Source organism: Streptomyces sp. GD-15H (assembly GCF_045291515.1).
Taxonomy (GTDB): Bacteria; Actinomycetota; Actinomycetes; order Streptomycetales; family Streptomycetaceae; genus Streptomyces.
This window is the reverse complement of record NZ_CP149447.1, coordinates 6829331-6855157: the sequence shown is the minus strand read 5'-3', so window position 1 is coordinate 6855157 and position 25827 is coordinate 6829331. Positions and strand designations below refer to the sequence as shown.

The window sequence follows — 25827 nt, the reverse complement described above, 5'->3', positions numbered from 1 at the left end:
GTGTGTCTCGGAGAGGTCCGTGGTGATGCCGGGTCCGCGCGGGTCCCGGTTCCGCCTCCGGAATCGTCCGGTCATGCTCTCGGCAGGGGCGCACCGGACGCAGAGGCCCGGCGCGCACGGAGCGCGCCGGGCTTCACGGCGTACCGGACGGGGCCGGGCGGACGGGGCGGGGTGGAGCGCCGGGGCGGTCAGCCCACGGACGAGTAGGCCACCACTCCCCTCAGCAGCGCGTCCACCGCCCTGCGGGCGTTCTTCGCGACCGTCGAGCCCTCCACCGCCGGTGCCGCGGCCGAGATCTGGCCCAGCACGTCGATGACCTGCTTGCACCAGCGCACGAAGTCCCCCGCCGGCATCTCCGCCTCACGCAGCACCTCGTCGAGGCCCTTGCCGGACGCCCACATGTAGGCGGCCCAGGCGAAGCCGAGGTCGGGCTCGCGCTGACCCACGCCCTCGGTCTGGGTGATCCGGAAGTCCTCCTCCAGGGCGTCGAGGCGCCCCCAGATGCGGACCATGTCGCCGAGCGCGGCCTTCGCCTTGCCGGAGGGCACCTTGGGCGCCATCGCGTCGTCGCTGACCCGGGCCTCGTACACCAGCGCCGAGACACAGGCGGCCAGTTCGGCCGGGCCGAGCTGCTCCCAGACGCCCTCGCGCAGGCATTCGCTGGCCAGCAGGTCGAGTTCGCCGTACAGCCGGGCGAGCCGCTTGCCGTGCTCGGTGACCTCGTCGCCCCGCAGATAGTCCAACTCGGTCAGCAGGGCGACGATGCGGTCGAAGGTGCGGGCGATGGTGTTCGTCCGGCCCTCGATGCGCCGCTCCAGCTGCGCGGTGTCCCGCCGCAGCCGGTGGTAGCGCTCGGCCCAGCGGGCGTGGTCCTCACGGTCGTCACAGCCGTGGCACGGATGCGCCCGGATCTCCTTGCGCAGCCGGGTGATCTCCCGGTCGTCGGCCGCCTGGGAGCGCCGCTTGCGGTGCCGCTCCGGCACGAGGTGGCCGGCCTTGGTGCGCAGGGCGGAGGCCAGGTCCCGGCGGGACTGCGGTGAGCGCGCGTTGAACGACTTCGGGATGCGCATCCGCTCCAGCGCCTCGACGGGCACCGGGAAGTCGATCGACGCCAGCCGCTTGACCTGCCGCTCCGCGGTCAGCACCAGCGGGCGCGGCCCGTCGTGGTACTCGACGCCGCGGTGGCCGCCCGCGCGGCCCGCGGGCAGTCCCGGGTCGAGCACCAGCGCCAGTCCCGCGTACTTGCCGGTGGGCACGTGGATGACGTCACCGGGCTTGAGCTTCTCCAGCGCGACGGCCGCCTCCGCGCGCCGCTGCGCCACGCCTTCGCGGGCCAGCTCCGTCTCCCGGTCCCTGAGGTCGCGGCGCAGCCGCGCGTACTCCTCGAAGTCACCGAGGTGGCAGGTCATGGAGGCCTGGTAGCCCGTGAGGCCCTCCTCGTTGCGCTGTACCTGCCGCGAGATGCCGACCACCGACTTGTCCGCCTGGAACTGCGCGAACGACGTCTCCAGCAGCTCGCGCGAGCGGTGCCGGCCGAACTGCTCGACCAGGTTGACCGCCATGTTGTACGACGGTTTGAAGCTGGAGCGCAGCGGATACGTACGCGTGCCGGCCAGCCCCGCGAGGTGTTCGGGGTTCATGTCGCGCTGCCACAGCACGACCGCGTGGCCCTCGACGTCGATGCCGCGCCGGCCGGCCCGGCCGGTCAGCTGGGTGTACTCGCCGGGGGTGATGTCGGCGTGCTGCTCGCCGTTCCACTTGACGAGCTTCTCCAGCACCACCGAGCGGGCGGGCATGTTGATGCCGAGGGCGAGGGTCTCGGTCGCGAAGACCGCCTTGACCAGGCCGCGGACGAACAGTTCCTCGACGACCTCCTTGAACGTCGGCAGCATGCCCGCGTGGTGGGCCGCGATGCCGCGCTCCAGACCCTCCAGCCACTCGTAGTAGCCGAGGACGTGCAGGTCCTCGGTCGGGATGGAGGCGGTGCGCTCCTCGACGAGGGAGCGGACCTGCTCCCGCGCCTGGTCATCGTTGAGCCTGAGGCCCGCGTACAGGCACTGCTGGACGGCGGCCTCGCAGGCGGCGCGACTGAAGATGAAGGTGATGGCGGGCAGCAGGCCCTGGGCGTCGAGCCGCTCGATCACTTCGGGGCGGCCCGGTGTCCAGACCCGTGAGCGCTGTCTGCGCTCACGCTCCCGGTCCGCCTCGCGCATGTTCCGGCCGCGGCGCCGGTCACCCCACGACGGGCGGCTCGCCTCCATCCGGGCCATCCGCGTGAGGTCGGGGTTCACGGCCTTCTTCTGGCCCTCGCCCTCCTCGAACAGGTCGTAGATCCGGCGCCCGGCGAGCACGTGCTGGAACAGCGGCACGGGCCGGTGCTCGGAGACGATCACCTCGGTGTCGCCGCGGACGGTGTCGAGCCAGTCGCCGAACTCCTCGGCGTTCGACACCGTCGCCGACAACGACACCAGGGTCACCGACTCGGGGAGGTGGATGATCACTTCCTCCCAGACGGCGCCCCGGAAGCGGTCGGAGAGGTAGTGCACCTCGTCCATGACCACGTACCCGAGGCCGAGGAGCGTATGCGAACCCGCGTACAGCATGTTCCGCAGCACCTCGGTGGTCATCACAACCACGGGGGCTTCGGAGTTGACGCTGTTGTCGCCGGTGAGCAGACCGACCTTGTCGGTGCCGTAACGGCGGCACAGGTCGGTGTACTTCTGGTTCGAGAGCGCCTTGATGGGCGTGGTGTAGAAACACTTCTTGCCCTGCTGGAGGGCGAGGTGGACGGCGAACTCGCCGACGATCGTCTTGCCGGAGCCGGTGGGCGCGGCCACCAGCACGCCCTTCCCCGCTTCGAGCGCCTGGCATGCCTCGATCTGAAAGGGGTCGAGGCCGAAGTCGTACATCTCGCGGAAGGGGGCGAGCGCGGTGGCCTGCTCGGCAGCGCGCCTGCGTGCTGCCGCGTACCGCTCGGCCGGTGAGAGGTCCTCTGTCATCGTGCTCTCGAGCGTACCGGGCCGCACTGACAACAGGACGATCATTATCCGGACCCGTTCCCGTCGGGCCCGCGGTACGCCCAGCTCAGGGACCCACGACCCGTACCGCGCCACGGACACAGCGCGCGGTCAGCGGCAGCGGGCCGACTGGCTCGCCGTCCGCATACCCGGTGACCCCCTCGGCCGCCAGCTCCACCCGCGACGCCCGGAACACGCTGACCTCGGGAAGGCGGACATGGGTGCCCCGGTACACCGTCGGGAACACCCGCAGCAGCCTGGCGCGGCCGCAGTCGCCGACCACGGTGACGTCGAACAGCCCGTCCGTGAGGTCCGCGTCGGGACAGATCCGCATGCCGCCGCCGTACGACGCCCCGTTGCCGACGGCGATCAGCGTCGCCTCGACCTCGCGGACGGCGCCGCCGTCGAGGGTGATCCGGTACGGGATCGGGCGCAGCGCCGCGAGTTCGGCGACGACGGCGAGGTCGTACTTGAAGCGCCCCGCCGGCAGCCGCATCCGGTTGCCGCGGTCGTTGACCCGGGAGTCGAACCCGGAGGCGAGGACGGCGCCGAACCAGCGGTCGCCGACCCGCCCGAGGTCGATGTCGCGCACCCGTCCGCACTTGAGGGCGTCGGCGATCATCCGGCCTGCGGCGGCCGGTTCCCGCAGGGGCATGCCCAGCGAACGGGCGAAGTCGTTGCCGGTGCCGACGGCGATCAGGCCGAGCGGGGTGCCGGTGCCGACGACGGCCTGCAGGGCCAGGTTCACCATGCCGTCACCGCCGACGGCGATCAGGGCGCCGGTGCCCTCCTCGACGGCGCCGCGCGCGCGTGCGAGCGCGTCCGCGGCGTCCTCACCGAGAACGGTCCGCACCGAGAAACCGGCCGCACGCAACGCGGAAGCGGCCGGCCGCGCCGCACGGGCGCCCCGGCCGCGCCCCGCGGTGGGGTTGACGAAGAGGGTGATCTCGCTGGTCACGGGAGTGACCCTACGAGCTTCGACCCGGTCCTCAGGTCACGTCGTCATAACCGTTGACCCGGTCCGTTCCCCCTGCTCGGGCAGGGCGGGCCTGGCCGAGACGGGTTCGGCCTCGCCGATGTCCTCGGGGGTGAGATCCAGCTCGGAGGCCTCGTCGTCGGCGGGGCCCATCGCCTCCAGGCGGCGCCTGCGGCGGTCGTTGAACAGGGAAACGCCGACGGCACCGAAGTACAGGATCCAGATCGGCGCGGCGAGCGCGATCATGGTCAGCGGGTCGGTGCTCGGCGTGGCGAGGGCCGCGAACAGCGTGATGCCCATGATCATGCCGCGCCACCAGCCGAGCATGCGCGTGCCGGTCAGCACTCCGCTGAAGTTGAGCATGACCAGCAGCAGCGGCAGCTCGAAGGAGAGACCGAAGACGACCACCATGCGGGTGACGAGGTCGAGCAGGTCGTCCAGCGGCAGCAGGTTGTCGACGCCGAACGGCGTGAACTCGATGAGCACCTTCGCCGTGGTCGGCAGCACCCGGTAGGCGAAGTAGGCACCGCCCAGGAAGAGCGGGAAGCCCGTGGCGACGAACGCGTAGGCGTACTTCTTCTCGTGCTTGTGCAGTCCGGGGGCGACGAAGGACCACAACTGGTACAGCCAGACCGGGGAGGCCAGCACGAGACCGGCCATCAGGGAGACCTTCAGCGCCAGCGTGAACGGCGTGAGCAGACCGTTGATCGTGATCATCGCGCACGGCTGCTCCTTGCCCTGTGTCGAGCGGGCCAGTTCCTCGAAGGACTGACCGCACCCGACCGACTTGAGCACCGGGTCGGTGAAGAAGTTGATGATGTCGTTGTAGAAGAAGGCTGCGACGACCGTCACGAGGACGATGGCCAGCAGTGCCTTCGCGAGCCGGTTGCGGAGTTCACGAAGGTGTTCCGCGAGGGGCATCCGTCCCTCGGGATCCCTCTCCTGCTTGCGGGCAGACTTGAGCAACCCACGTTCCCATCTCGTGCGGTGGGCCGGAGAGCGTCCGGCCCTGCGTCAGCGCTTGGTCGTGTCCGTCGGCTCCGTGACGGGGCGGGAGCTGGTCACGTCGCCGGGGGCGGCCTGGATGGTGCGCTGTGCCGCGGACTCGTCGCCGGGGGCGGGCGGGTCGGCCGGGGCGGAGGATTTGTCCTTGTCCTCCTTCATGGCCTTCGCCTCGCTCTTGAGGATGCGGGCGGACTTGCCGAGGGACCGCGCCATGTCCGGAAGCTTCTTCGCGCCGAACAGCAGGATGATGACGACGAGGATGAGAATGATCTCGGGGGCTCCGAGCCTTCCGAACATAAGCGTTTACCTTCTCACCGAGGCTGCTGGGGGTGGGGGTGCTGCCCTGTCCGACCGCTCGGACATGTGTCCGACGATCGCGCTGCCAGCGATCGTAACGCTCAGGGGTGAACGTGAGGCAATCCCCCTGCGTACTCCCGTCCGCGGTCCGGGCCTCGTTCTCCGGTCCACGTCAGCAGCGTACCCGCCCGGGTCGGCAGGTCGACAGGGCGAAGCGGCGATAAGGGCGGTCCGGGCACCGATCAGAGGGCTTCCGCAGAGCGGGCCGCACCGGTCGCCGCCCGTTCCAGGTCCTCCGCGGCCCGGCTGATGCGCCGCGCCGAGTCACTGACCTGTCTGCCGAGCCGCTCCGCCTCGACGAAGACCCGTACGGCGAACACCCCGAGCACCACGAGACCCAGGAACCCCACAGCAACCGCGAACATCGGCCAGAACATGGAGTCGAGCCTAGACCGTCCCGTCGCGGAGGCCCTACGCGGTGGAGTGCAGCCGCAGTGTGCTGACCCCGCCGCCGGTGAGCAGCTCGACGACCCGCTCCCCGGCTGGCTTGCGGACCGCGGTCTCGCACGCGGGGCAGGTGAACGAGTAGAAGGTGGTCCGTCTGCTGGCGCCTATGACCAGACGCAGCGCGCTCGCGGCGAGCTCGAAACGCCCCCTGCAGTCCGGGCAGCCCGCCCGGAACACGACCGGCGCCACGCTCCTCATCCCGGAGAACGCGGACGCCACCGTCATGCCCCGTACACCAGAGGTCGCCGACTCGCTCACAGTCCTCGCTCCTGCCTGTCGTCCTGCCCGCCCCGGACCACGCGTACGGCGCGTGGTCCGCTCATCCGGCCGCCCCGGCTCCGTCGTACGCCGCCAGCGCCTCGCGGGCCGCCCGCCGGGCACTCTCGGCGAGATCGTGCGGCGCGACGATCCGGCCGTCCCGCCCGAGCCGCAGCGCCAGCCGTCTCAGCGACGCCGGATCGGGCGTCCGCAAGGTGATACGCAGCCCGCCGTCGGCCAGCTCGTCCGCGCTGTCGTGCGGGTAGTACTCGGCGACCCAGCGCCCGCCCGGCCCGACCTCGACCACGACCTCCGGGTCCTCCGCGGCCGGCTGCATCAGCCCCTCCGACAGGTCCCGCAGTTCGACCTCGGGCGGCGCGGACGGTTCGTCGAGGATGCGGATCTCGGCGACCCGGTCGAGCCGGAACGTGCGCCGCGCCTCGGAGCGACGGCACCAGGCCTCGACATAGGTGTGCCCGACGCTGACCAGGCGGATGGGATCGATCTCGCGCTCGCTGAGCTCGTCGCGTGCGGGCGAGTAGTAGCGGATCCAGAGTCTGCGGCGCTCGGCGATGGCCCGGTCGACGTCCGCGAACACGCCGCCCTCGGACTCGAAGGTCACCGACAGCCGGGAGCTGGCGCCCGCCGCCTCACCGGCCGCTGCCTCCACCTTGGCGGTGGCCCGCAGCAGCGCCTGCCGGTCGCTCTCCCGCAGCCCGGGCAGCGTGGCCACGGCCCGTGCGGCGACCAGCAGGGCGGTGGCCTCGTCCGCGGCGAGCCGCAGCGGCTCCGCCGCCTCCGCCCCGAGAGCGGCCGGGTTGTGCCACCAGATGCGCTCCCCGTCGGTGTCGATGTCCAGCAGATCACCGCCGCGGAAACTGGTACCGCACATGGGCAGCACGTCGAGGTCCGAGACCAGCTCGTCCTCGGTGATGCCGAAGGCGCGCGCCACGTCCTCCACCCGGGCTCCCGGGCGCTCCCTCAGATAGGTCACCAGGGAGAGCATCCGCCGGGTCTGGTCGATGGCGTTGACTGGCCTGACCGGTTTGCCTGCCACGTTCTTGTCCGTCCCCCTCAGCCCTTGGCGACGGCGCGCAGCCGGTCCACCACGTCGGCCCGCAGCTCGGCGGGCTCCAGGACCACCACGTCCGGTCCGAACTCCACCAGCCAGGCATCCAGGCCGTGCCCGTACGGAATCTCCAACTCTTCCCAGCCGTCACCGAGTTCCCGCACCGCGGTCGCTTTCGCCCGAAGGGGGTACCCCGCGTCGGAGCGCAGCCGGATGCGCGCGGAGCGGTCGGCGCTCTCCCCCGCCCAGCTCGCCACCGTCTCGCGGACCGTGACGACGTCCGGCACCGGGGTGGTGTAACGAGTGCCGCGTGAGCGCACCTTGCCGGTGATCCGGGACAACCGGAACACCCGCTCGGCACCCCGGTCGCGGTCCCAGCCCGCCAGATACCAGTGGCCCCGCCAGCATTCCAGCGTCCACGGCTCGACATGGCGGGACTCGGGCTGTACGGCGTTGGCCTTGCGGTAGTCGAAGACGACCGGCCGGCGGTCGCGACAGGCCAGCATCAGCGGTTCGAAGGCGGCCTCGTGCACGGGGATGCGCGGCTCGAGCGCACTGTGCGCCCCGTAGGGGTCGACGTCCTCGGGCAGCCCCGCCGCCCGCAGCTTCTGCAGGGCACCGCTGGCCGCGCCGGCCAGCCTGGCCTGCTGCCACACCTTGGCCGCCAGCCCGAGCGCGGCGGCCTCCTCCGCGTCGAGGGTGATGGGCGGCAGGCGGTTGCTGTCCCGCCGGGCCAGATAGCCGACCTCGCCGTCGAGGTTCTCGACGGTCTCGATGACGAGCCCGAGTTCGCGCAGATCGTCCTTGTCGCGCTCGAACATCCGGTTGAAGGCGTCGTCGGAGGCCGCCTCGAGGTAGGCCTCGACGGACTCGCGCAGCTCACGCTTGCTCAGTGGCCGCCGCGTCCCCAGCAGACACAGCGCCAGGTTCATCAGCCGCTCGGCCTTGGCAATGGCCATCGACGCCCTTCGCCTCCCTATGGTGCTCAGTCCGATGACCGTACCGCCCCGTGGTGGCACGGCAAAAGCCGAGGGTCCATGCCCGGACAGGCATGGACCCCAGGTGATCGACTCCGGTCGTCACCCGACCTGACGTCGAACGAACCGACCACACGTCGACCGGCTGCGACCGTCCGTGACGCCGATGCGGCAATCCGACGATGCGGCGGCGATCAGGCCGCGATCGGGCGGGCGGTCATACGCCGAGCAGGTCGACCACGAAGATCAGCGTCTCGCCGGGCTTGATCGCCGGAGTCGGGCTCTGGTTGCCGTAGGCGAGGTGGGCGGGAATGGTCAGCTGGCGACGGCCGCCGACCTTCATGCCCTGCACACCCTGGTCCCAGCCCTTGATGACCCGGCCGCCGCCCAGCGGGAAACGGAACGGAGTGCCACGGTTCCAGCTGGCGTCGAATTCCTCACCCGTGCTGAAGGCGACACCGACGTAGTGGACGGTGACGGTCTGACCCGCCTGCGCCACCTCCCCGTCGCCCTCCCAGATGTCCTTGATCTCGAGGTCCGCCGGGGGCTCGCCGCCCGGGAAGTCGATCTCGGGCTTGTCGATGCTCACGTCTAACGCTCCTGCTTGTCTGCGGAAAGGCGAACACACACAGTCTTACATCACGCGCGGTCACAACTTCGCGAGGATGTCGACCGTGAAGACCAGTGTGGAGTCCTTCTTGATGTCACTGCCCTGCGGCGGGTTGTCGCCGTAGCCCAGCTCCGGCGGAATGACGATGAGGACCCGGCTGCCGACCTTCTTCCCGGTGAGTCCCTGTGCCCAGCCCTTGACGACCTGCTGCAACGAGAACGATGTCAACTGCTTCCGGGAGTACGTCGAGTCGAACTCCTTGCCGCCGTCCCACAGCACGCCCTTGTACTGCACGAGCACGCTGTCCTCGGCGCCGACCTCCGGGCCGTCGCCCTCGAGGACGTAGCTCGACACGAGCTTCTTCGGGGCGGCCGCGTCGGGCACCTCGATGGTGGGGGCCTTGCCGTCGGTGTTGGTACCCACCTTGGGCAGACCGGTGTCGTCCTGGGCGACCTCGGTGCCCTTGGCGGAGCTCTTGGCGTTGAACGCGTCCTGCACGTCCACCACGAACACCAGCGTGTCGGTGCCCTTGATGCCCGCCTGCTCATTGCCCTGCGTGCCGTATCCCCAGGTGGGCGGGACCGCCATCTCGACCCGGCTGCCGGTCTTCTTGCCGGTCAGCGCATACCGCCAGCCGTCGATGATGCTGCCCTGGGCCAGCTGGATCGCCAGTGGGCTCTTGCGGTCGTAGGAGTTGTCGAACACCTTCGCGGTGTTCCACACCTGGCCCAGGTAGTGGGCCACCACGAAGTCGTTCTCGGCGATGGTCTTGCCGCCGCCCGCGATGACCGTCTTCACCGCGAGATCCTTCGACGGCTCACCGCTGCCCTTCTCCACCGTGGGCTTCTCGCCGAACTTCACCCCCTTGGTGATCGCCGGCAACGGGCCGTCGACGATCTTCGGCGACGGCGCGGCCGAGGCGTCCGGAGCCGACGGCGAGGCGCTCTCGCTGGCCTTGCTCGAGTCGGACTCACCGTCGCCGCACGCGGCGAGAGTGACCAGTCCAGCGGGTACGGCAATGAGAAGTGAGCGTCGGCGCACGGTGGGGGCCTCGTAATCATCGATCCTGTGGGTGGCGTCCGCGCAACTCTACGGCGTGAGAAGGGCGCCGCACTGAGTAACGTACGGCGCCCGTGTGGCGTTCCGCGGTTCGTGGGATCCGCGGAACACCGTGCCTCACATTCCGGCGATCAGCTTCTCCACCCGCTCGTCCACCGAACGGAACGGGTCCTTGCACAAGACCGTCCGCTGTGCCTGGTCGTTGAGCTTGAGATGAACCCAGTCGACGGTGAAGTCCCGCCGCTGCTCCTGCGCCCGGCGGATGAAGTCACCGCGCAACCGCGCCCGGGTGGTCTGCGGTGGAACGGACTTGCCCTCGAAGATCTTCAGATCGTCGCAGATCCGGGCGGCCTGCCCCTTCTTCTCCAGCAGGTAGTAGAGCCCGCGACGGCGGTGGATGTCGTGGTAGGCGAGGTCTATCTGCGCGACCCGCGGATGCGACATGGTCATGTTGTGCTTGGCCCGGTACCGCTCGATGAGCTTGTACTTCATGACCCAGTCGATCTCGGTGTCGATGCGGTCGAGGTCCTCGGCCTCGATCGCGTCCAGCGTACGGCCCCACAGCTCGAGCACCTGCTCTACGGTGCCGGTACGGATACCGCGACGCTCGCAGAAGTCCAGCGCCTTCTCGTAGTACTCGCGCTGCACCTCCAGCGCGGAGGCCTCACGGCCGCTCGCCAGGCGGACCTTGCGGCGGCCGGTGATGTCATGGCTCACCTCACGGATCGCCCGGATCGGGTTCTCCAGGGTGAGGTCACGCATCACCGTGCCCGCCTCGATCATGCGCAGCACCAGATCGGTGGCACCGACCTTCAGCAGCATCGTCGTCTCGGACATGTTCGAGTCGCCCACGATGACATGCAGCCGGCGATAGCGCTCGGCGTCCGCGTGCGGTTCGTCACGCGTGTTGATGATCGGCCGGGAACGCGTCGTCGCCGAGGAGACGCCCTCCCAGATGTGCTCCGCCCGCTGGCTGACGCAGTAGACGGCACCACGCGGCGTCTGCAACACCTTCCCGGCACCGCACAGCAGCTGGCGGGTCACCAGGAAGGGGATGAGGATGTCCGCGAGCCGCGAGAACTCCCCGTGCCGCGCCACCAGATAGTTCTCGTGGCACCCGTACGAGTTGCCCGCCGAGTCGGTGTTGTTCTTGAACAGGTAGACGTCGCCCGCGATTCCCTCCTCGTGCAGGCGTCGTTCGGCGTCCACCAGGAGCCCTTCGAGAATGCGCTCCCCGGCCTTGTCGTGCGTGACCAGCTCGGTCACGTTGTCACATTCAGGCGTGGCGTATTCCGGATGCGACCCCACGTCGAGATAGAGGCGGGCGCCGTTGCGCAGAAAAACATTGCTGCTTCGGCCCCATGACACAACACGGCGGAAGAGGTACCGCGCCACCTCGTCAGGAGACAGGCGCCGCTGTCCCCTGAACGTGCACGTGACGCCGTACTCGTTCTCCAGCCCGAAAATGCGGCGGTCCATGACTGAACATTACGCCCGATCCCCCGAACCCAAACGAGGTTCGAGGGCACGGTTCGGATCATTTTCCGAACCGACCGCAACGATCGCCCCATGAGCGGCAACCGCCAATACCCTTCCTGTGGAAATCAAAACCAGCAGGGCCGCACCGCCCGCGGCGGCCGGAACCGCGAATCCCCACTGCGCGCCGCCCGCCTCGACCACCGGGCCCGCCAGGCCCGTTCCCACCGAGGCACCCACCGTGAACGTCGTCACCAGCCACGAGAACGCCTCCGTGACCGTCCCGGTCGGCGCGTGCCGGTCCACCAGCACGAAGGCACAGGCGATCACCGGGGCCAGGAACACACCCGCGAGCACCGTGAGAAAGGTCATCGCCACCGCGCCCGGCATCAGCGCCAGCGGCAGATAACACACCGCCAGGAACGCGACCAGCACCTGAAGTCGCCGCGCCGGCTCACCCGCCCACTGCCGCGCCCCGTATGCCATACCGCCGATGAGCGCGCCGAAACCGAGACCCGCCATCAGCCAGCCGTACACATGGTCACCCCCGTGTTCGTCCGCGTACGGCATCGACGCCACCGTGATGGACCCCAGCGCGATACCGACGAACAGGAAGGCGCCCAGCAACGCCAGCAGCCCCGGTGAGCGCAGTGCGCCCAGCCAGTGCGCCTCACGCGGCGCCGACCGCCACGCCCGCGAGGGCGCCGACACGACCACGGACAGGGCGCCCAGCACCCCGAGCACGTTCAGCACCAGCAGCGCGGCCTGGGGCGACCACAGCGACGCGCACACCGTCACGAGCAGCGGCCCGACGGTGAACATGACCTCCTGCGCCACCGCGTCCATCGCGTACGCCCGGTGGATCTGGTCCTCCCTGTGCAGCACCGAGGACCACAGGGCCCGCAACCCGCCCTCCAGCGGCGGTGTGAACAGCCCCGCGGCGGCCACCGACGCGTAGGCCGCGGCCCGCGGCTCGATCCCCACGAAGGCGAAGACCGCCATCGCCAGCGCCGACAGCACCGCGGCGGGCAACTGCACCCGCGGCTGCCCCCGCAGATCCACCAGGCGCCCCAGCACCGGCTGGCCGACCGCGTTGGCGACGCCGTACACCGCCGCCAGGGCACCGGCCAGACTGTACGAACCGCCCTGCGCGCGGACGAACAGCACGATCGCGATGGCCGCGGTCGCGTTGGGCAACCGCCCGACCAGCGTGCCCACCAGCAGCCGAGTGGCGTGCCGCGCCCGGAGAATCTCCAGGTACCCCGTGGCCATGCCGCGCCTCCACTCACTACCGGCATTCACCGGAACCATCGACGTTGTACGTATAACTGGCATCTTTATACGTACCATGTCGGCTGTTCACCAGTCCAGACGAAGGAGCGGCACACGGTGGCCCGAGCCCAGACCCGCCCCACGAGCAGAGACGTCGCCCAAGCCGCCGGCGTCTCCCAGGCCGCCGTGTCCCTCGTCATGGGCGACAAATGGCGTGGCCGCGTCTCGGAGACCACCGCGCAGCGCGTACGCGACGCCGCGCACAGTCTCGGCTACCGTCCCAACCTCGCGGCCCGCAACCTGCGCCTCGGGCACACCCGCACCGTCCTCCTCGTCGTCCCCGCCCTCACCACCGAGTTCTTCGCCGGCGTCTACACCGGAGCCGCCCGCATCGCCGCCCAGCACGGCTTCGGCGTGGTCCTCTACCCCTCCCCCGAGGGCATCGGCCCCGCCCGCAACCCCTTCGCCTCGGCGCAGGCCGCGCTCGACGGCGTCATCGCCTCCTCCATGGCCGCCGACGCCCTGACCGACATCCGCGGCGACCGGCTCCCCCTGGTCATGCTCGACAGCGACCCCGAGAGCAACCTGGGCGCCGCGACGGTCAACCTCGACATCGCCGACGGCATCCGCCAGATCACCCGCCACCTCGTGGCCCTCGGCCACCGCAGCTTCCTGCACCTGGCGGCCGACGTCCCCTCCTGGACCTTCGAGGTACGCGCCCGCGAACTGGCCACCCAGCTGGCCGCGGCTCCCGGCACCACACTCCGCGCGGCCCGCTCGCCCATCTCCATCCAGGGCGCCGTCGCCGCCGCCCGGGCCGCCCTCGCCGGACCCGATCGCCCCACCGCCGTCATCTGCGACGACGACCAGCTCGCGGCCGGCACCTACAAGGCGGCCCGCCGCCTGGGCCTGCGCATCCCCGACGACCTCTCCGTCACCGGCCTCGACGACCTGGCCCTGGCCACGGCCCTCGATCCGGAACTCACCACGGTCCGCCTCGACGCGGAACTCTTCGGCGAACGCGGCATGCAGGCCCTCCTCGCGGTCCTGGACAATCGCGACCCGGAGGCCGGGGACATCCCCGTCCACCTGGTGCCCCGGGGCTCGACCGGCCCGGCCACCGCACACCCCTGAAACGGAAAGGCGACGGGGCGGAGGTCGTCCCCCGCCCCGTCACCGACAGGCCCGTTCCGGACGCGCCTACTCCTCGGCCTCGGTCTCCGTGTCCGCGTCGGCCTCCGCCTCGGACACCGTCTCCGCGCCGTCGGCCTCCAGCAGCCGCGCCAGCTGCCGTCCCGTGATCCGCCTGAACTTCCGCTGCTGCGGCCGCGTGCGGTCCAGCACCGCCACCTCCAGCCGCTCCGCGGGAATCTGCCGCTCACTGCCATTGGTGTCCCGCGACAGCGACTGCACCGCCAGCTCCAGCGCCTCCGCCAGCGTCATCCCGTCCCGATGGCGCTGATCCAGATATCCACTGATCTGCTCCGCGTTGCCCCCCACCGCGACCGAGCCGTGCTCGTCCACGATGGAACCGTCATGCGGCAACCGGTAGATCTGGTCGCCCTCCGGGGTCTCCCCGACCTCGGCCACCACCAGCTCCACCTCGTACGGCTTCTCCGCCGCACTCGAGAAGATCGTCCCCAGCGTCTGCGCGTACACGTTCGCCAGGCCACGGGCGGTCACGTCGTCACGGTCATAGGTGTAACCCCGCAGATCGGCGTAGCGCACACCGCCGATCCGCAGGTTCTCGTACTCGTTGTACTTGCCGGCGGCGGCGAAGCCGATCCGGTCGTAGATCTCGCTGAACTTGTGCAACGCACGGGACGGGTTCTCACCGACGAACACGATGCCGTCGGCGTACTGCAGCACGACCAGGCTGCGGCCACGGGCGATCCCCTTGCGGGCGTACTCCGCCCGGTCGGCCATCGCCTGCTGGGGTGAGACATAGAACGGCGTCGACACGGGTCAACCGTCCCTTTCTGTCGAAGTCACTGGATGGAGGTCCCTCAGCATCGAACCGTCCGCCCTACAGCAGCGAGGCCCGCGGGCCGTCCGGCTGCTCCAGCCGCCGCTCCAGCACGGACCGGGCGATCCCGGACGCCTCGTCCTCGGAGAGCCTGCGGTAGCCGTCCTCTGTGATCACCGTGACAATCGGGTAGATCCGGCGGGCGACATCGGGACCGCCGGTCGCCGAGTCGTCGTCCGCCGCGTCGTACAGGGCCTGCACGACCAGTGTGGTCGCCTCGGTCTCGCTCAGATCGTCCCGGAAGAGCTTCTTCATGGCGCTGCGCGCGAAGAGGGACCCGGAACCGGTGGCGGCGTACCCCTGTTCCTCCGAGCGCCCGCCCGTGACGTCGTAGGAGAAGATCCGCCCCTTCTCCCGGTCCATGTCGTACCCCGCGAACAGCGGGACCACGGCCAGGCCCTGCATCGCCATCGCGAGGTTGGACCGGATCATGGTCGACAGCCGGTTCGCCTTGCCCTCCAGGGACAGCTGCGCTCCCTCGACCTTCTCGAAGTGCTCCAGCTCCAGCTGGAACAGCTTCACCATCTCCACGGCGAGCCCCGCCGTACCGGCGATGCCCACCGCCGAGTACTCGTCCGCCGGGAACACCTTCTCGATGTCCCGCTGGGCGATGACATTGCCCATGGTGGCCCGGCGGTCACCCGCGAGCACGACACCACCGGGAAAGCTCGCGGCCACGATCGTGGTGCCGTGCGGCGCCTCGACCGCGCCCTGGAGCGGCGGCAGCTTCCGCCTGCCCGGCAGCATCTCGGGCTGGTGATCGGAGAGGAAGTCCATGAAGGAGGAAGACCCTGGCGTCAGGAAGGCGGCCGGCAGCCGCCCGGTGCTAGGAGTGTTGGCTTCCACGAGGTTCCCTCCAGATAGGCGGCAGCCCGACGGATGGCGTCGGGATCTTCTCCCAACTTGCCGATGGCCGAATTGCAGTTGATGCACGATACGCCACGGACCCTACCCGCCTTGGGGCAGTGATCCACATGTACGGCCGGGACATTCTGCCGCCGGCGAAAACCGCCCGCGGTGCGGACCGACCGCACCGCGGGCAGCTCTTCACCAGCTGCTCTCCCGTACCCACGACCCCGACATCGACCTTCGATTCGAAGGTCGATCCGACCTACTGGCCGCCCTTCTGAACGAAGGACCGCACGAAGTCCTCGGCATTCTCCTCGAGCACGTCGTCGATCTCGTCGAGTACGGAGTCCACGTCGTCGTTCAGCTTCTCCTGGCGCTCCTTGAGGTCCTCAGAGGCCTGCGCGTCCTGCGTCTGCTCCTCGACTTCCTCCGTGGAGCGCGTGGCCTTCTGCTGCCCGCCGCCGGTGTCCTTCGTTGCCATAACCCTCACCCCGCTCAGCTCGCCCGACATGGTCGGCATTGCGCCGATCAGTGTTGATCAGACCCTACAAGCCGGGTCCGACAGTGCCCCCGCACTTGCTCCAACGTACGGGGACCGTCTCGATGATTCCCGGCCCCGGGGTCTTCCACCCTGTCCGGCCGGCCCCTCCCGGGTTTCCCCGATCGTGGTTCAGTTCCCGGACAACACCCTGACCAGGTCTTCTGCCGTGCGGCAGCGGTCCAGGAGTTCCTTGACGTGATTACGCGTTCCGCGAAGCGGTTCCAGGGTTGGGACGCGCTGGAGCGAGTCCCGGCCCGGCAGATCGAAGATCACCGAGTCCCAGGACGCCGCCGCCACATCGTCCGCGTACTGCTCCAGGCAGCGACCGCGGAAGTAGGCGCGGGTGTCCTCGGGCGGCTTCGTCCGGGCCCGCTCGACGTCGTTCTCGTCCAGCAGCCGCTTCATGCGGCCGCGGGCGACGAGGCGGTTGTAGAGCCCCTTGTCGGGGCGCACGTCGGCGTACTGGAGGTCGACGAGATGCAGCCGAGCGGCGTCCCAGTCCAGGTCGTCCCTGCGCCGGTAGCCCTCCATGAGTTCCCGCTTGGCGACCCAGTCCAGCTCGCCGGCCAGGCTCATGGGGTCGTTCTCCAGACGGTTGAGGGTGTCCTCCCAGCGGGCCAGGACGTCCTTGGTCTGATCGTCGGCGTCGGCCCCGTACCGTTCCTCGACGTATTTGCGGGAGAGTTCGTAGTACTCCATCTGGAGCTGGACGGCGGTGAGTGTGCGGCCGCTGCGGAGCGTGACGAGCCGTTTCAGGGTCGGGTCGTGCGAGACCTGGTGCAGCGTCCGCACGGGCTGGTCGACCGCGAGGTCCACGGCGATGAAGCCGTCCTCGATCATCGACAGGACGAGCGCGGTCGTGCCGAGCTTCAGGTAGGTGGAGATCTCGGACAGGTTCGCGTCGCCGATGATCACGTGGAGCCGTCGGTGTTTCTCGGCGTCGGCGTGCGGTTCGTCGCGGGTGTTGATGATGGGGCGCTTCAGTGTCGTCTCGAGCCCGACCTCGACCTCGAAGTAGTCCGCGCGCTGGCTGAGCTGGAAGCCGTGCTCGTGGCCGTCCTGGCCGATGCCGACGCGGCCCGCACCGGTGAAGACCTGGCGGGAGACGAAGAACGGGGTGAGGTGGCGGACGATGTCCGAGAACGGGGTCTCCCGCCTCATCAGGTAGTTCTCGTGGGTGCCGTAGGAGGCACCCTTGTTGTCGGTGTTGTTCTTGTACAGGTGGATGGGCTGGGCGCCGGGAAGCGCCGCCGCCCGCTCCGCGGCCTCGGCCATGATGCGTTCGCCGGCCTTGTCCCAAAGGACGGCGTCACGGGGGTTGGTGACCTCGGGAGCGCTGTATTCGGGGTGTGCGTGGTCGACGTAGAGCCGCGCGCCGTTGGTGAGGATGACATTGGCGAGGCCGATGTCCTCGTCGGTGAGCTGGCTGGCGTCGGCGGCCTCGCGCGCGAGGTCGAAGCCTCGCGCGTCGCGCAGCGGGTTCTCCTCCTCGAAGTCCCAGCGGGCTCGACGGGCCCGGTGCATCGCCGCCGCGTAGGCGTTCACGATCTGGGATGAGGTGAGCATGGCATTGGCGTTGGGGTGGCCGGGGACGGAGATTCCGTACTCCGTCTCGATGCCCATTACTCGCCGTACAGTCATGCGGCCCTCCTTGCCCGGCGGCGTCCCCGGTCGGGGCGCTGCTCAAGTACCGCTGGCGCTCCGTGCGTGTGCGGTGCCCGTCCCCGCACTGTGCGACTCGGCGGTACCCAAGAGCCTAGAACGCCTTTGCGCTGGTGGGGAGATCATTTGCGTCATTGCCGTGTTCCCGGTCATCTCCCGGAAAGCAGTCGGCTGCGGGTACCCGTCGAGGGCACCCGCAGCCGCCCTGCTTTTTACAGGTATTGACCGGTGTTCGCCACCGTGTCGATGGAGCGTCCCGTGTCCGCGCCCTGCTTTCCGGTGATGAGGGTGCGGATGTAAACAATCCGTTCACCCTTCTTACCGGAGATTCGGGCCCAGTCGTCGGGGTTGGTGGTGTTGGGCAGGTCCTCGTTCTCCTTGAACTCGTCCACACACGCCTGGAGCAGGTGGGAGACGCGGAGACCCTTCTGGCTCTTCTCGAGGAAGTCCTTGATCGCCATCTTCTTGGCGCGGCCGACGATGTTCTCGATCATGGCGCCGGAGTTGAAGTCCTTGAAGTAGAGGACTTCCTTGTCTCCGTTGGCGTACGTGACTTCCAGGAAGCGGTTTTCCTCGCTTTCGGCGTACATCTGTTCCACCGCGGTCTGGATCATGCTCTGGACCGTCATGCCCCTGTCGCCGCCGTGCTCGTCGACGTCGTCGCCGTGCAGCGGAAGGCGCTGGGTGAGGTACTTGCCGAAGATGTCCTTGGCCGCCTCGGCGTCCGGACGTTCGATCTTGATCTTCACATCGAGCCGGCCGGGCCGCAGGATGGCGGGGTCGATCATGTCCTCGCGGTTGGAGGCACCGATGACGACCACGTTCTGCAGACCCTCCACGCCGTCGATCTCGGCGAGGAGCTGCGGGACGATGGTGTTCTCCACGTCGGAGCTGACGCCGGATCCGCGGGTGCGGAAGAGGGACTCCATCTCGTCGAAGAAGACGATGACGGGGGTGCCCTCGCTGGCCTTCTCGCGGGCCCGCTGGAAGACGAGGCGGATCTGCCGCTCGGTCTCGCCGACGTACTTGTTGAGGAGCTCGGGGCCCTTGATGTTGAGGAAGAAGCTCTTGCCCGCCGCCACTCCGGTCACCTCGGCGACCTTTTTGGCGAGTGAGTTGGCGACGGCCTTGGCGATGAGCGTCTTGCCGCATCCGGGGGGCCCGTAGAGCAGGACGCCCTTGGGCGGGCGCAGCTCGTGCTCCCTGAACAGGTCCGGGTAGAGGTAGGGCAGCTCGACGGCGTCCCGGATGGCTTCGATCTGGTTGCCGAGGCCGCCGATCTGCTCGTAGCCGATGTCGGGGACTTCTTCGAGGACGAGCTCCTCGACCTCGCTCTTCGGGACGATCTCGTAGACGTACCCGGAGCGGGGTTCGAGCAGGAGGGCGTCGCCGGGGCGGATGGTGATGCCCAGCAGGGGTTCGGCGAGCCGGACCACCCGTTCCTCGTCGGTGTGCCCGAGGACGAGGGCTCGTTCACCGTCCTCGAGGATCTCCTTGAGGGTGACGATGTCACCGACGCGCTCGAACTCCATGGCCTCGACCACGTTGAGCGCTTCGTTGAGCATCACTTCCTGGCCACGCCGGAGCTCGTCGAGGTCGACGCTCGGGCTGACGTTCACCCGGAGCTTTCTGCCGCCGGTGAAGATGTCGGCGGTGCCGTCCTCGTTCGCCAGGAGGAAGACTCCGAAGCCGGCCGGTGGCTGGGCCAGCCGGTCCACTTCCTCCTTGAGGGCCACGATCTGGTCGCGGGCCTCGCGGAGTGTGCTGGCGAGTCGTTCGTTCTGGGCGGACACGCCGGCCAGGTTGGTCTGCAGCTCGACGATCCGCTCTTCGAGAATTCTCGTGTGCCGCGGAGAGTCGGCGAGCTTGCGGCGCAGGACGGCGATCTCCTGCTCAAGGTAGGCGATCTGCCCGGTCGGGTCGTCGGACCCGCGTCCCGGGCGGATGCCGCGGTTCATGTCGTCGTCGTGGGCTGCCACGGTCCTCACCTCCTCCAAGGGGAGCTGGACGCTTCCAGACCCTACCTGGGCGGGTGTCGATTGAAACCCCTAGATCACAAAGACTGTCGGGAGTGTCCGATCTTCACCCTTGCGCTCTCCCTCACGCCAGGGGAATACCCACCGAGGATGACGGGAACCCCGGCGGAGGTAGGGTCGATGTGTTCAACACCCGTCGGAGCTGGCCGGATTCCCGTTCGGTTCGCCGCGGGAGACGGCAGGGGAGATGAGCGTGCAGCAGGAGGCCGAAGTCGACGCCGAGGCCTTGGAGGTCTGGATCGACCAGGACCTGTGTACCGGTGACGGCATCTGCGCGCAGTACGCGCCCGAGGTGTTCGAGCTGGACATCGACGGTCTGGCTTACGTGAAGGGCCCGGACGACGAGTTGTTGCAGGCCGAGGGGGCGACGGCGCGGGTGCCGCTGCCGGTTCTCCCGGATGTGGTCGATTCGGCGAAGGAGTGTCCGGGCGAGTGCATCCATGTGCGGCGCGTGGCCGACGGCGTGGAGGTGTACGGGCCGGACGCCGGGTGACCGGTTTGACACCTTCCGTCACCCCTGTCTGGTTTCTCGCATGTTCGTTCTCGCGCGTTCGTTCTCACGCGCGCGTGGTTCACACGCTCCGGGCGTCGGAGGGCGCGGACTGGACGAACGTGCCGTTGTCCCAGTGCCACTTCAGGCTCTTGCGCACGTCGGGGCAGCAACTGGGTATGTCGGAGGACGAGTAGCCGAGGAGTACCGCGGTGATCTCGCCGTCGCGTACGGCGAAGTCGTCGACGTTGGTGCGGTCCTTGGGGTCGACGAGGGTGGCCACCACGCGTGGTGTGTCGGCTCCGGCGGCCTCGGTCAGGACGTACATGCCGTCGGGCGGGGTGCCCATGGACGCGTCGCAGTGGACGACCGCCACGGTCTCGGGCCGTCCGTCGCCGTCGAGGTCGCCGGCCGCCTCCTCCTTGACCACGGCCTGCACCGGACCGCATCGGATCGGGAACTCGACGTCCGCGGGGTCCGGCGGGACGATGTGCGCCGGGGCGCTCCTGGTCTGCGGGGCGGGCGTCTGGGCCGCGGTCGCGGCTCGGGGCTGCATCAGGCCGGAGAGCGCCACGACTCCGGCGACGGCCGTGGCGGTGGCGACCCAGTGGATCGGGCGGGTGTGCGTGTGGGCGAGCTCCGGGACGGCGGATGACTGCACGAGGAGTGTCTCCTGTGAGGGCTGTGCCGGTGGGGGTGGCCAGCATCGTGCCACACGTCACAGTGCGGGGGAACGGCGGGGTGTGCGGTTCTGGCGCGGGATCCGGGTAGGCCGCCGTCGCGTCAACATGAGGGCGCCGTGGCGCAGTTCCCGGTGCGGTCCGGGAACTGCGCCACGGCGCCGGTGCGTTGTCGGGGTGGTGGGACGGGTCAGCGGGCGGTGCCCGCGTCGGCGTTGGGTCCCGAGTAGTCCTCGCCGTAGGCGCCCTTGGCGGGGCGGCGGCGGCGCATGGGGGGTTCGACCCCGTCGGCGAGGCGGCGGGCGGTGAGCAGGAAGCCGGTGTGGCCGATCATCCGGTGGTCCGGGCGGACGGCCAGTCCTTCGATGTGCCAGTTGCGGATCATGGATTCCCAGGCGGTCGGCTCGTTGAAGGAGCCGATCTCGCGGATGGACTCGACGGTCCGGGCGAGCTGGGTCGTGGTCGCGACGTAGCAGCAGAGGATGCCACCGGGGACGAGCGCCTTGGAGACGGCCTCCAGGCATTCCCAGGGGGCGAGCATGTCGAGGATGACACGGTCGACGTCGGTGTCGGACAGATTGTCCTGGAGGTCGCCGACGGTGAGCTGCCAGGCGGGGTGCGGGCCACCGAAGTAACGCTCCACGTTGGCCTGGGCGATCTCGGCGAAGTCCTCACGGCGTTCGTAGCTGTGCAGCATGCCCTGGTCGCCGATGGCGCGCAGCAGGAAGCTGCTGAGCGAGCCGGAGCCGACGCCTGCCTCCACGACGCGGGCGCCGGGGAAGATGTCGGCGAAGGCGAGGATCTGTCCCGCGTCCTTGGGGTAGACGACGGCTGCCCCGCGGGGCATGGACAGGACGTAGTCGGGGAGCAGGGGGCGCAACGCGAGGTAGGCGACGTTCCCGGTGGTGCGGACAACGCTGCCCTCGGGTGCGCCGATCAGTTCGTCGTGGGGGAAGGAACCCTTGTGGGTGTGGAAATTCTTCCCGGCCTCGAGCGTGAACGTGTAGTGGCGGCCCTTGGGGTCGGTCAGCTGTACCTGGTCCCCGACCTTGAAGGGCCCACGGCGGCGGGCGGCACCGGTCGGTTCGGACATGTGACCAGCCTACCGGTCCCGACGTGGGCCACTGACCACTCGAGGGCGGGGCGGGTGTCAGGCGGGGCGGGCCATGGCCTTGACGAAGGCCCGTTCGACGTCGGCCGCGGACAGGACACCGTAGATCTCGCCGGTGGCCTCGACGACCAGGTACTCGGTGGCGGGGGCGGCGCGCAGGGCCTCGAGGAGGTCCTCTCCCGCGAGGTCGGCGGAGACGCGCATGCCGTCGGTGAGGTCCTGGGCGAGTCCGCTGACCGCCACCCAGGGGCGGCGGTGTTCGGGTACGCCGACGATGGCGGCCTCGCGCACCAGGGAGAGCGGGGTGCCGTCGGGATCGACAACGACGAGGGCCCGGGCTCCGGCGGCGTTGGCGCGGCGCAGGGCCTCGGAAAGCGGGGTGTCCGTCTCGACGGGCACCGCGCGGCGGGTGAGGGCGCGGGCACGCAGTGCGGGAAGGTGTTCGCGCAGGCGAGCCATGCGCAGGCTGTTGCCGGCGCCGGTCCAGATGATCGCGGCGAGGATGGCGGCGAGCAGCGCGTCGAGGACGGTGTCCATGCCGACGCTGTCCTCGGCGGCGGAGCCGAGAGCTCCGGACTGGGTGAGCAGGGGGAGGCCGATCAGGACGGAGACGGCGAGGGCGCGGCCCACCCATGCGGCGGCGATGGTGCCGGTCATCGGCTTGCCGGTGAGCTTCCAGACGACCGCGCGGAGCATGCGTCCGCCGTCGAGGGGGAGGCCGGGCAGGAGGTTGAAGGCGGCCACGATGAGGTTGGAGATCATCAGGCCGGCCAGCAGGACGCCGGGTACGGAGCTGGGTTCGACGGCGAGCAGGGCGACGTAGAACAGGCCGGACAGGACGAGGGAGAGCAGGGGGCCCACGAAGGCGAGCACGAACTCCCGCCCGGGTGTCTCCGCCTCCTTCTCGATCTCGGAGACGCCGCCGAAGAACTGGAGCTGAATGCGGCGCACCGGCAGCTTGAAGCGGAGGGCGGCGAGGGTGTGGGCGAGTTCGTGAACGAGCACGGAGGCGTAGAAGGCGACGGCGAAGAACAGTGAGACCAGATAGCTGGCGGCACCGAGTTCGGGCAGCACGCGGTCGATCTGGCTGCCGAAGACCCAGGTGATCAGGATGGCGACGAGGAACCAGCTGGGGGCGACGTAGACGGGCACGCCGAACGGGCGTCCCATCAGCAGCCCACCGCGCTGCTGCTCCGGGGGACGCGGTGCGGACGCCTTGCCGGATCCGGAGTGGGCGAGGGGGCGGTCGGCGCGGTGGGGCTCGGATGGCGCGGACCGGTGGCCGTCCCGCGGAGCAACCTCGGGGCCGGCGGCTCGGACCGGCCGTCGTCCGCGGGGGACGGCGGCTTCGACCATGGGTCGGTGGCGGACCGGTCGGCCGACGGTGCGTCGGGGGCTGGACCGGCCTCGCGGCTGTCGGACGGGGCGTCGGACTCTGCCCCCGTCCGACCGCCCGACGGGGCGTGGGCCGCCGGGTCGGGGGCGCGGTGGGGGGGCGGCGGCTCGGCCGTCTCGTTGCCGGAGAAATCACCCTTGTTCGGGGTCCGCGGATCACGGTGCTCGGCGGGCCGACTCGACTCGCCCGGCTCCCCCGCACGGTCCGGGCCGACCGAACCCCGCGGGTTCTGCGGGTGGGCGTCGATGCCCTGGGCAGGAAGCCGCGCGGGTTCCCCGCTCCGTGGCGTGGCTCCGGTGTCCGCCGGAACCGGGGTGTCCTCGGTCTCCGCCGGGGTGCCGCCGGTCCGTGACGGAGCGTCGCCGGGGACCGACGGGTGGCGGTCGTCGGGGGTGCTCGGGGTGGTTCCGGCCGGGTCGAAGCGGCCCCCGTCCTCGGGGGGTGCGCCCGCCGGAGCCCCCACGTGGCGCTCGGCCGGCTCGTCGTTGCCGGATCGCGGCTGCCCGCGTCCGCCGCTTGCGTCCACCGGTGTCCCCTCGTCGCTGCGTCTCCCGTGCCTGCCGGACGGGAGGGTCTGGTGTCGATGGTATGCGGCCGTCGCCACACGTCTCGCCTCGGCACCCCTGTCTCTTCCCGTCCGTCACCGCGCCCGCTCCCCTTTCCCTCTCCTTCTCTGCTTCCCCTTCTCTGCTTCCCCTTCTCTCCCTGCGGTCACCCTTGGTGTGCGGGTCACTGTCAACGCCGGGTCGTAAGGTCTATGGGTATGGAGACGAGCACCGAGGGCGCGGGACGGCCCGACAGCATGCCGGTCGTGGCGGCGGATCCGCCGGTGGTGGCCGGGCCCCTGTCCGAGACGGCCGCCGCGCCGCCCGCCTCGCTGTCCCCGTCGCGTGCCAGTGACTTCATGCAGTGTCCGCTGCTGTACCGGTTCCGGGTCATCGACCGCCTGCCGGAGAAGCCGAGCGAGGCCGCGACCCGGGGCACGCTGGTGCATGCGGTGCTGGAGCGCCTCTTCGACGCCCCGGCCGCCGAGCGCACGGCACCGCGGGCGAAGGCGCTGGTCCCGGGCCAGTGGGACCGGCTGCGGGAGTCGAGGCCGGAGGTCGTGGAGCTGTTCGCCGAGGACCCGGAGGGTGAGCGGCTGGCGCGCTGGCTGGCGGAGGCGGAGCAACTGGTCGAGCGCTGGTTCACCCTGGAGGATCCGAGCCGGCTGGAGCCCGCCGAGCGGGAGCTGTTCGTCGAGGCCGAGCTGGACTCCGGGCTGAGGCTGCGCGGCATCATCGACCGGGTGGATGTGGCGCCCACCGGCGAGGTGCGGATCGTCGACTACAAGACGGGCAAGGCGCCCCGGCCGGAGTACGCGGAGGGCGCGCTGTTCCAGATGAAGTTCTACGCCCTGGTGGTGTGGCGGCTGAAGAAGGTGATCCCGCGCCGGCTTCAGCTCGTGTACCTGGGCAGCGGTGATGTGCTGACGTACGACCCGGTCCGCGCCGATCTGGAGCGCGTCGAGCGCAAGCTGCTGGCCCTGTGGGAGGCGATCCGGCTGGCCACGGAGACGGGTGACTGGCGGCCGCGTCCCACCAAGTTGTGCGGCTGGTGCGACCACCGGGCGCACTGCCCGGAGTTCGGCGGCACTCCCCCGCCGTATCCGCTGCCGGTGCGGGCGGCCGGGTCCGGCGTCGGCTGACGTGCCCCGGAGGCAAGAGGGGCGGGGTACGCAGGGCACAATGGGGGCGGACTAGCGAAGGAGACTTACGTGGCCATCCGCGTCCTACTGGTTGACGACCAGCCGCTGCTGCGTACGGGCTTCCGCATGATCCTGGAGGCCGAGCAGGACATCGCGGTCGTCGGCGAGGCCGGAGACGGCCTCCAGGCCCAGGACCAGGTGCGGGCGCTGCAGCCCGATGTGGTGCTGATGGACATCCGCATGCCGCGGATGGACGGGGTGGAGGCCACCCGGCAGATCACCGGTCCGGAGCGGGACGGCCCGGCGAAGGTGCTGGTGCTCACGACGTTCGATCTCGACGAGTACGTGGTGGAGGCGCTGCGGGCGGGTGCCAGCGGCTTCCTGCTGAAGGACGCCCCGGCCGATGAACTGGTGCAGGCGATCCGGGTGGTGGCCGCCGGTGAGGCGATGCTGGCCCCGAGCATCACGCGCCGGCTGCTGGACAAGTACGCCACGCATCTGCCGTCCGGTGACGAGCCGATGCCGGACACCCTGCACACCCTGACCGACCGTGAGGTCGAGGTGCTGAAGCTGGTGGCGCGGGGGCTGTCCAACGCGGAGATCGCAGCGGACCTGTTCGTCAGTGAGACGACCGTGAAGACGCACGTCGGTCACGTCCTGACGAAGCTGGGGCTGCGTGACCGGGTACAGGCCGCGGTGTACGCGTACGAGAGCGGTCTGGTGCGCCCGGGGGCGCAGTAGTTCCTGCCCGCCCGGCGCCCGGCCCGCTCCCCACTCCGCTCGGGGCCGCCGCGCTCTCCTCCCCCCACCGAATCCACACACCGAG

General features: G+C 70.0%; 25 protein-coding genes and 1 pseudogene. 4 read left to right on the top strand and 22 right to left on the bottom strand.

Features of this window, described 5'->3' with window-relative positions; genetic code table 11:
* Positions 1-188: 188 nt before the first annotated feature.
* The 12 genes and pseudogenes from WJ438_RS32395 to WJ438_RS32340 all read right to left on the bottom strand — a co-directional run bounded on the left by WJ438_RS32395 (position 189) and on the right by WJ438_RS32340 (position 12523).
* Positions 189-3044, bottom strand: coding sequence for a DEAD/DEAH box helicase (locus tag WJ438_RS32395; protein WP_406728367.1), 2856 nt, complete (start codon positions 3042-3044; stop codon positions 189-191).
* Between the two features lie 40 nt (positions 3045-3084).
* A complete protein-coding gene (locus WJ438_RS32390) occupies positions 3085-3975 on the bottom strand; it encodes a diacylglycerol kinase (RefSeq protein ID WP_406728366.1) in 891 nt (296 codons plus the stop codon).
* Between the two features lie 31 nt (positions 3976-4006).
* Positions 4007-4959, bottom strand: a pseudogene (gene tatC, locus WJ438_RS32385) (twin-arginine translocase subunit TatC).
* Between the two features lie 48 nt (positions 4960-5007).
* Positions 5008-5295 carry a Sec-independent protein translocase subunit TatA gene (tatA, locus tag WJ438_RS32380; protein ID WP_406728365.1) on the bottom strand — a complete coding sequence of 96 codons (288 nt, stop codon included), beginning with the start codon at positions 5293-5295 and terminating at the stop codon, positions 5008-5010.
* 242 nt (positions 5296-5537) lie between these two features.
* Positions 5538-5732 (bottom strand): hypothetical protein, encoded by a 195-nt coding sequence (locus WJ438_RS32375; RefSeq protein ID WP_361462836.1) that lies wholly within the window; start codon positions 5730-5732, stop codon positions 5538-5540.
* A 34-nt stretch (positions 5733-5766) separates the two neighbouring features.
* Complete coding sequence (locus tag WJ438_RS32370) at positions 5767-6060, bottom strand: hypothetical protein (protein WP_109380463.1); 294 nt, start codon at positions 6058-6060, stop codon at positions 5767-5769.
* A gap of 61 nt (positions 6061-6121) precedes the next feature.
* Complete coding sequence (locus WJ438_RS32365) at positions 6122-7117, bottom strand: helix-turn-helix transcriptional regulator (protein ID WP_406728364.1); 996 nt, start codon at positions 7115-7117, stop codon at positions 6122-6124.
* 17 nt (positions 7118-7134) lie between these two features.
* Complete coding sequence (locus WJ438_RS32360; protein ID WP_406728363.1) at positions 7135-8088, bottom strand: helix-turn-helix transcriptional regulator; 954 nt, start codon at positions 8086-8088, stop codon at positions 7135-7137.
* A 235-nt stretch (positions 8089-8323) separates the two neighbouring features.
* Entirely contained in the window at positions 8324-8695 is a 372-nt protein-coding gene (locus WJ438_RS32355; protein ID WP_030835713.1) for an FKBP-type peptidyl-prolyl cis-trans isomerase, read from the bottom strand.
* 60 nt (positions 8696-8755) lie between these two features.
* Positions 8756-9757, bottom strand: coding sequence for an FKBP-type peptidyl-prolyl cis-trans isomerase (locus tag WJ438_RS32350; RefSeq protein ID WP_406728362.1), 1002 nt, complete (start codon positions 9755-9757; stop codon positions 8756-8758).
* A gap of 135 nt (positions 9758-9892) precedes the next feature.
* The gene (gene pafA / locus WJ438_RS32345) at positions 9893-11254 is read right to left on the bottom strand and encodes a Pup--protein ligase (RefSeq protein ID WP_406728361.1); all 1362 of its coding nucleotides are present in this window, start codon (positions 11252-11254) and stop codon (positions 9893-9895) included.
* 9 nt (positions 11255-11263) lie between these two features.
* Positions 11264-12523 (bottom strand): MFS transporter, encoded by a 1260-nt coding sequence (locus WJ438_RS32340; RefSeq protein WP_406729874.1) that lies wholly within the window; start codon positions 12521-12523, stop codon positions 11264-11266.
* Positions 12524-12640: 117 nt separating this feature from the next.
* On the opposite strand from WJ438_RS32340, the gene WJ438_RS32335 reads away from it, so the two are divergent.
* Positions 12641-13657, top strand: coding sequence for a LacI family DNA-binding transcriptional regulator (locus WJ438_RS32335; protein WP_406728360.1), 1017 nt, complete (start codon positions 12641-12643; stop codon positions 13655-13657).
* Between the two features lie 66 nt (positions 13658-13723).
* Here the strand turns inward: WJ438_RS32335 and prcA are convergent, their stop codons facing one another.
* From prcA to arc, 6 genes are all read right to left on the bottom strand, one after another.
* Entirely contained in the window at positions 13724-14485 is a 762-nt protein-coding gene (prcA, locus tag WJ438_RS32330) for a proteasome subunit alpha (RefSeq protein ID WP_406728359.1), read from the bottom strand.
* 64 nt (positions 14486-14549) lie between these two features.
* Positions 14550-15395, bottom strand: coding sequence for a proteasome subunit beta (gene prcB, locus WJ438_RS32325; RefSeq protein WP_406728358.1), 846 nt, complete (start codon positions 15393-15395; stop codon positions 14550-14552).
* Positions 15347-15583 (bottom strand): endonuclease domain-containing protein, encoded by a 237-nt coding sequence (locus WJ438_RS32320; RefSeq protein WP_406728357.1) that lies wholly within the window; start codon positions 15581-15583, stop codon positions 15347-15349. The genes prcB and WJ438_RS32320 overlap by 49 nt, the downstream gene beginning before the upstream one ends.
* 77 nt (positions 15584-15660) lie before the next feature.
* On the bottom strand, positions 15661-15879 hold the full coding sequence (locus tag WJ438_RS32315) for a ubiquitin-like protein Pup (RefSeq protein ID WP_109380473.1): 219 nt from the start codon (positions 15877-15879) through the stop codon (positions 15661-15663).
* 189 nt (positions 15880-16068) lie between these two features.
* Positions 16069-17580: a depupylase/deamidase Dop gene (gene dop, locus WJ438_RS32310; RefSeq protein ID WP_406728356.1), complete on the bottom strand. Its 1512-nt coding sequence runs from the start codon at positions 17578-17580 to the stop codon at positions 16069-16071.
* Positions 17581-17813: 233 nt separating this feature from the next.
* Positions 17814-19580, bottom strand: coding sequence for a proteasome ATPase (gene arc / locus WJ438_RS32305; RefSeq protein ID WP_406728355.1), 1767 nt, complete (start codon positions 19578-19580; stop codon positions 17814-17816).
* A gap of 244 nt (positions 19581-19824) precedes the next feature.
* Between arc and WJ438_RS32300 the strand changes: the two genes are divergently transcribed.
* The gene (locus WJ438_RS32300; protein WP_406728354.1) at positions 19825-20130 is read left to right on the top strand and encodes a ferredoxin; all 306 of its coding nucleotides are present in this window, start codon (positions 19825-19827) and stop codon (positions 20128-20130) included.
* 79 nt (positions 20131-20209) lie between these two features.
* On the opposite strand, the gene WJ438_RS32295 is transcribed toward WJ438_RS32300, so the two are convergent.
* From WJ438_RS32295 to WJ438_RS32280, 4 genes are all read right to left on the bottom strand, one after another.
* Complete coding sequence (locus WJ438_RS32295) at positions 20210-20788, bottom strand: hypothetical protein (RefSeq protein ID WP_406728353.1); 579 nt, start codon at positions 20786-20788, stop codon at positions 20210-20212.
* 209 nt (positions 20789-20997) lie between these two features.
* Positions 20998-21900, bottom strand: a complete 903-nt coding sequence (locus tag WJ438_RS32290) for a tRNA (adenine-N1)-methyltransferase (protein WP_406728352.1) — start codon at positions 21898-21900, stop codon at positions 20998-21000.
* A gap of 57 nt (positions 21901-21957) precedes the next feature.
* The gene (locus WJ438_RS32285; RefSeq protein WP_406728351.1) at positions 21958-23088 is read right to left on the bottom strand and encodes a site-2 protease family protein; all 1131 of its coding nucleotides are present in this window, start codon (positions 23086-23088) and stop codon (positions 21958-21960) included.
* Positions 23088-23840 (bottom strand): hypothetical protein, encoded by a 753-nt coding sequence (locus WJ438_RS32280; protein ID WP_406728350.1) that lies wholly within the window; start codon positions 23838-23840, stop codon positions 23088-23090. The genes WJ438_RS32285 and WJ438_RS32280 overlap by 1 nt, the downstream gene beginning before the upstream one ends.
* A gap of 237 nt (positions 23841-24077) precedes the next feature.
* Here WJ438_RS32280 and WJ438_RS32275 point away from each other — a divergent pair, with 237 nt between their 5' ends.
* Both WJ438_RS32275 and WJ438_RS32270 read left to right on the top strand, forming a co-directional pair.
* Positions 24078-25001, top strand: coding sequence for a RecB family exonuclease (locus WJ438_RS32275; RefSeq protein ID WP_406728349.1), 924 nt, complete (start codon positions 24078-24080; stop codon positions 24999-25001).
* Positions 25002-25070: 69 nt separating this feature from the next.
* Positions 25071-25742: a response regulator gene (locus WJ438_RS32270; protein ID WP_406728348.1), complete on the top strand. Its 672-nt coding sequence runs from the start codon at positions 25071-25073 to the stop codon at positions 25740-25742.
* The last annotated feature ends 85 nt before the right edge of the window (positions 25743-25827 follow it).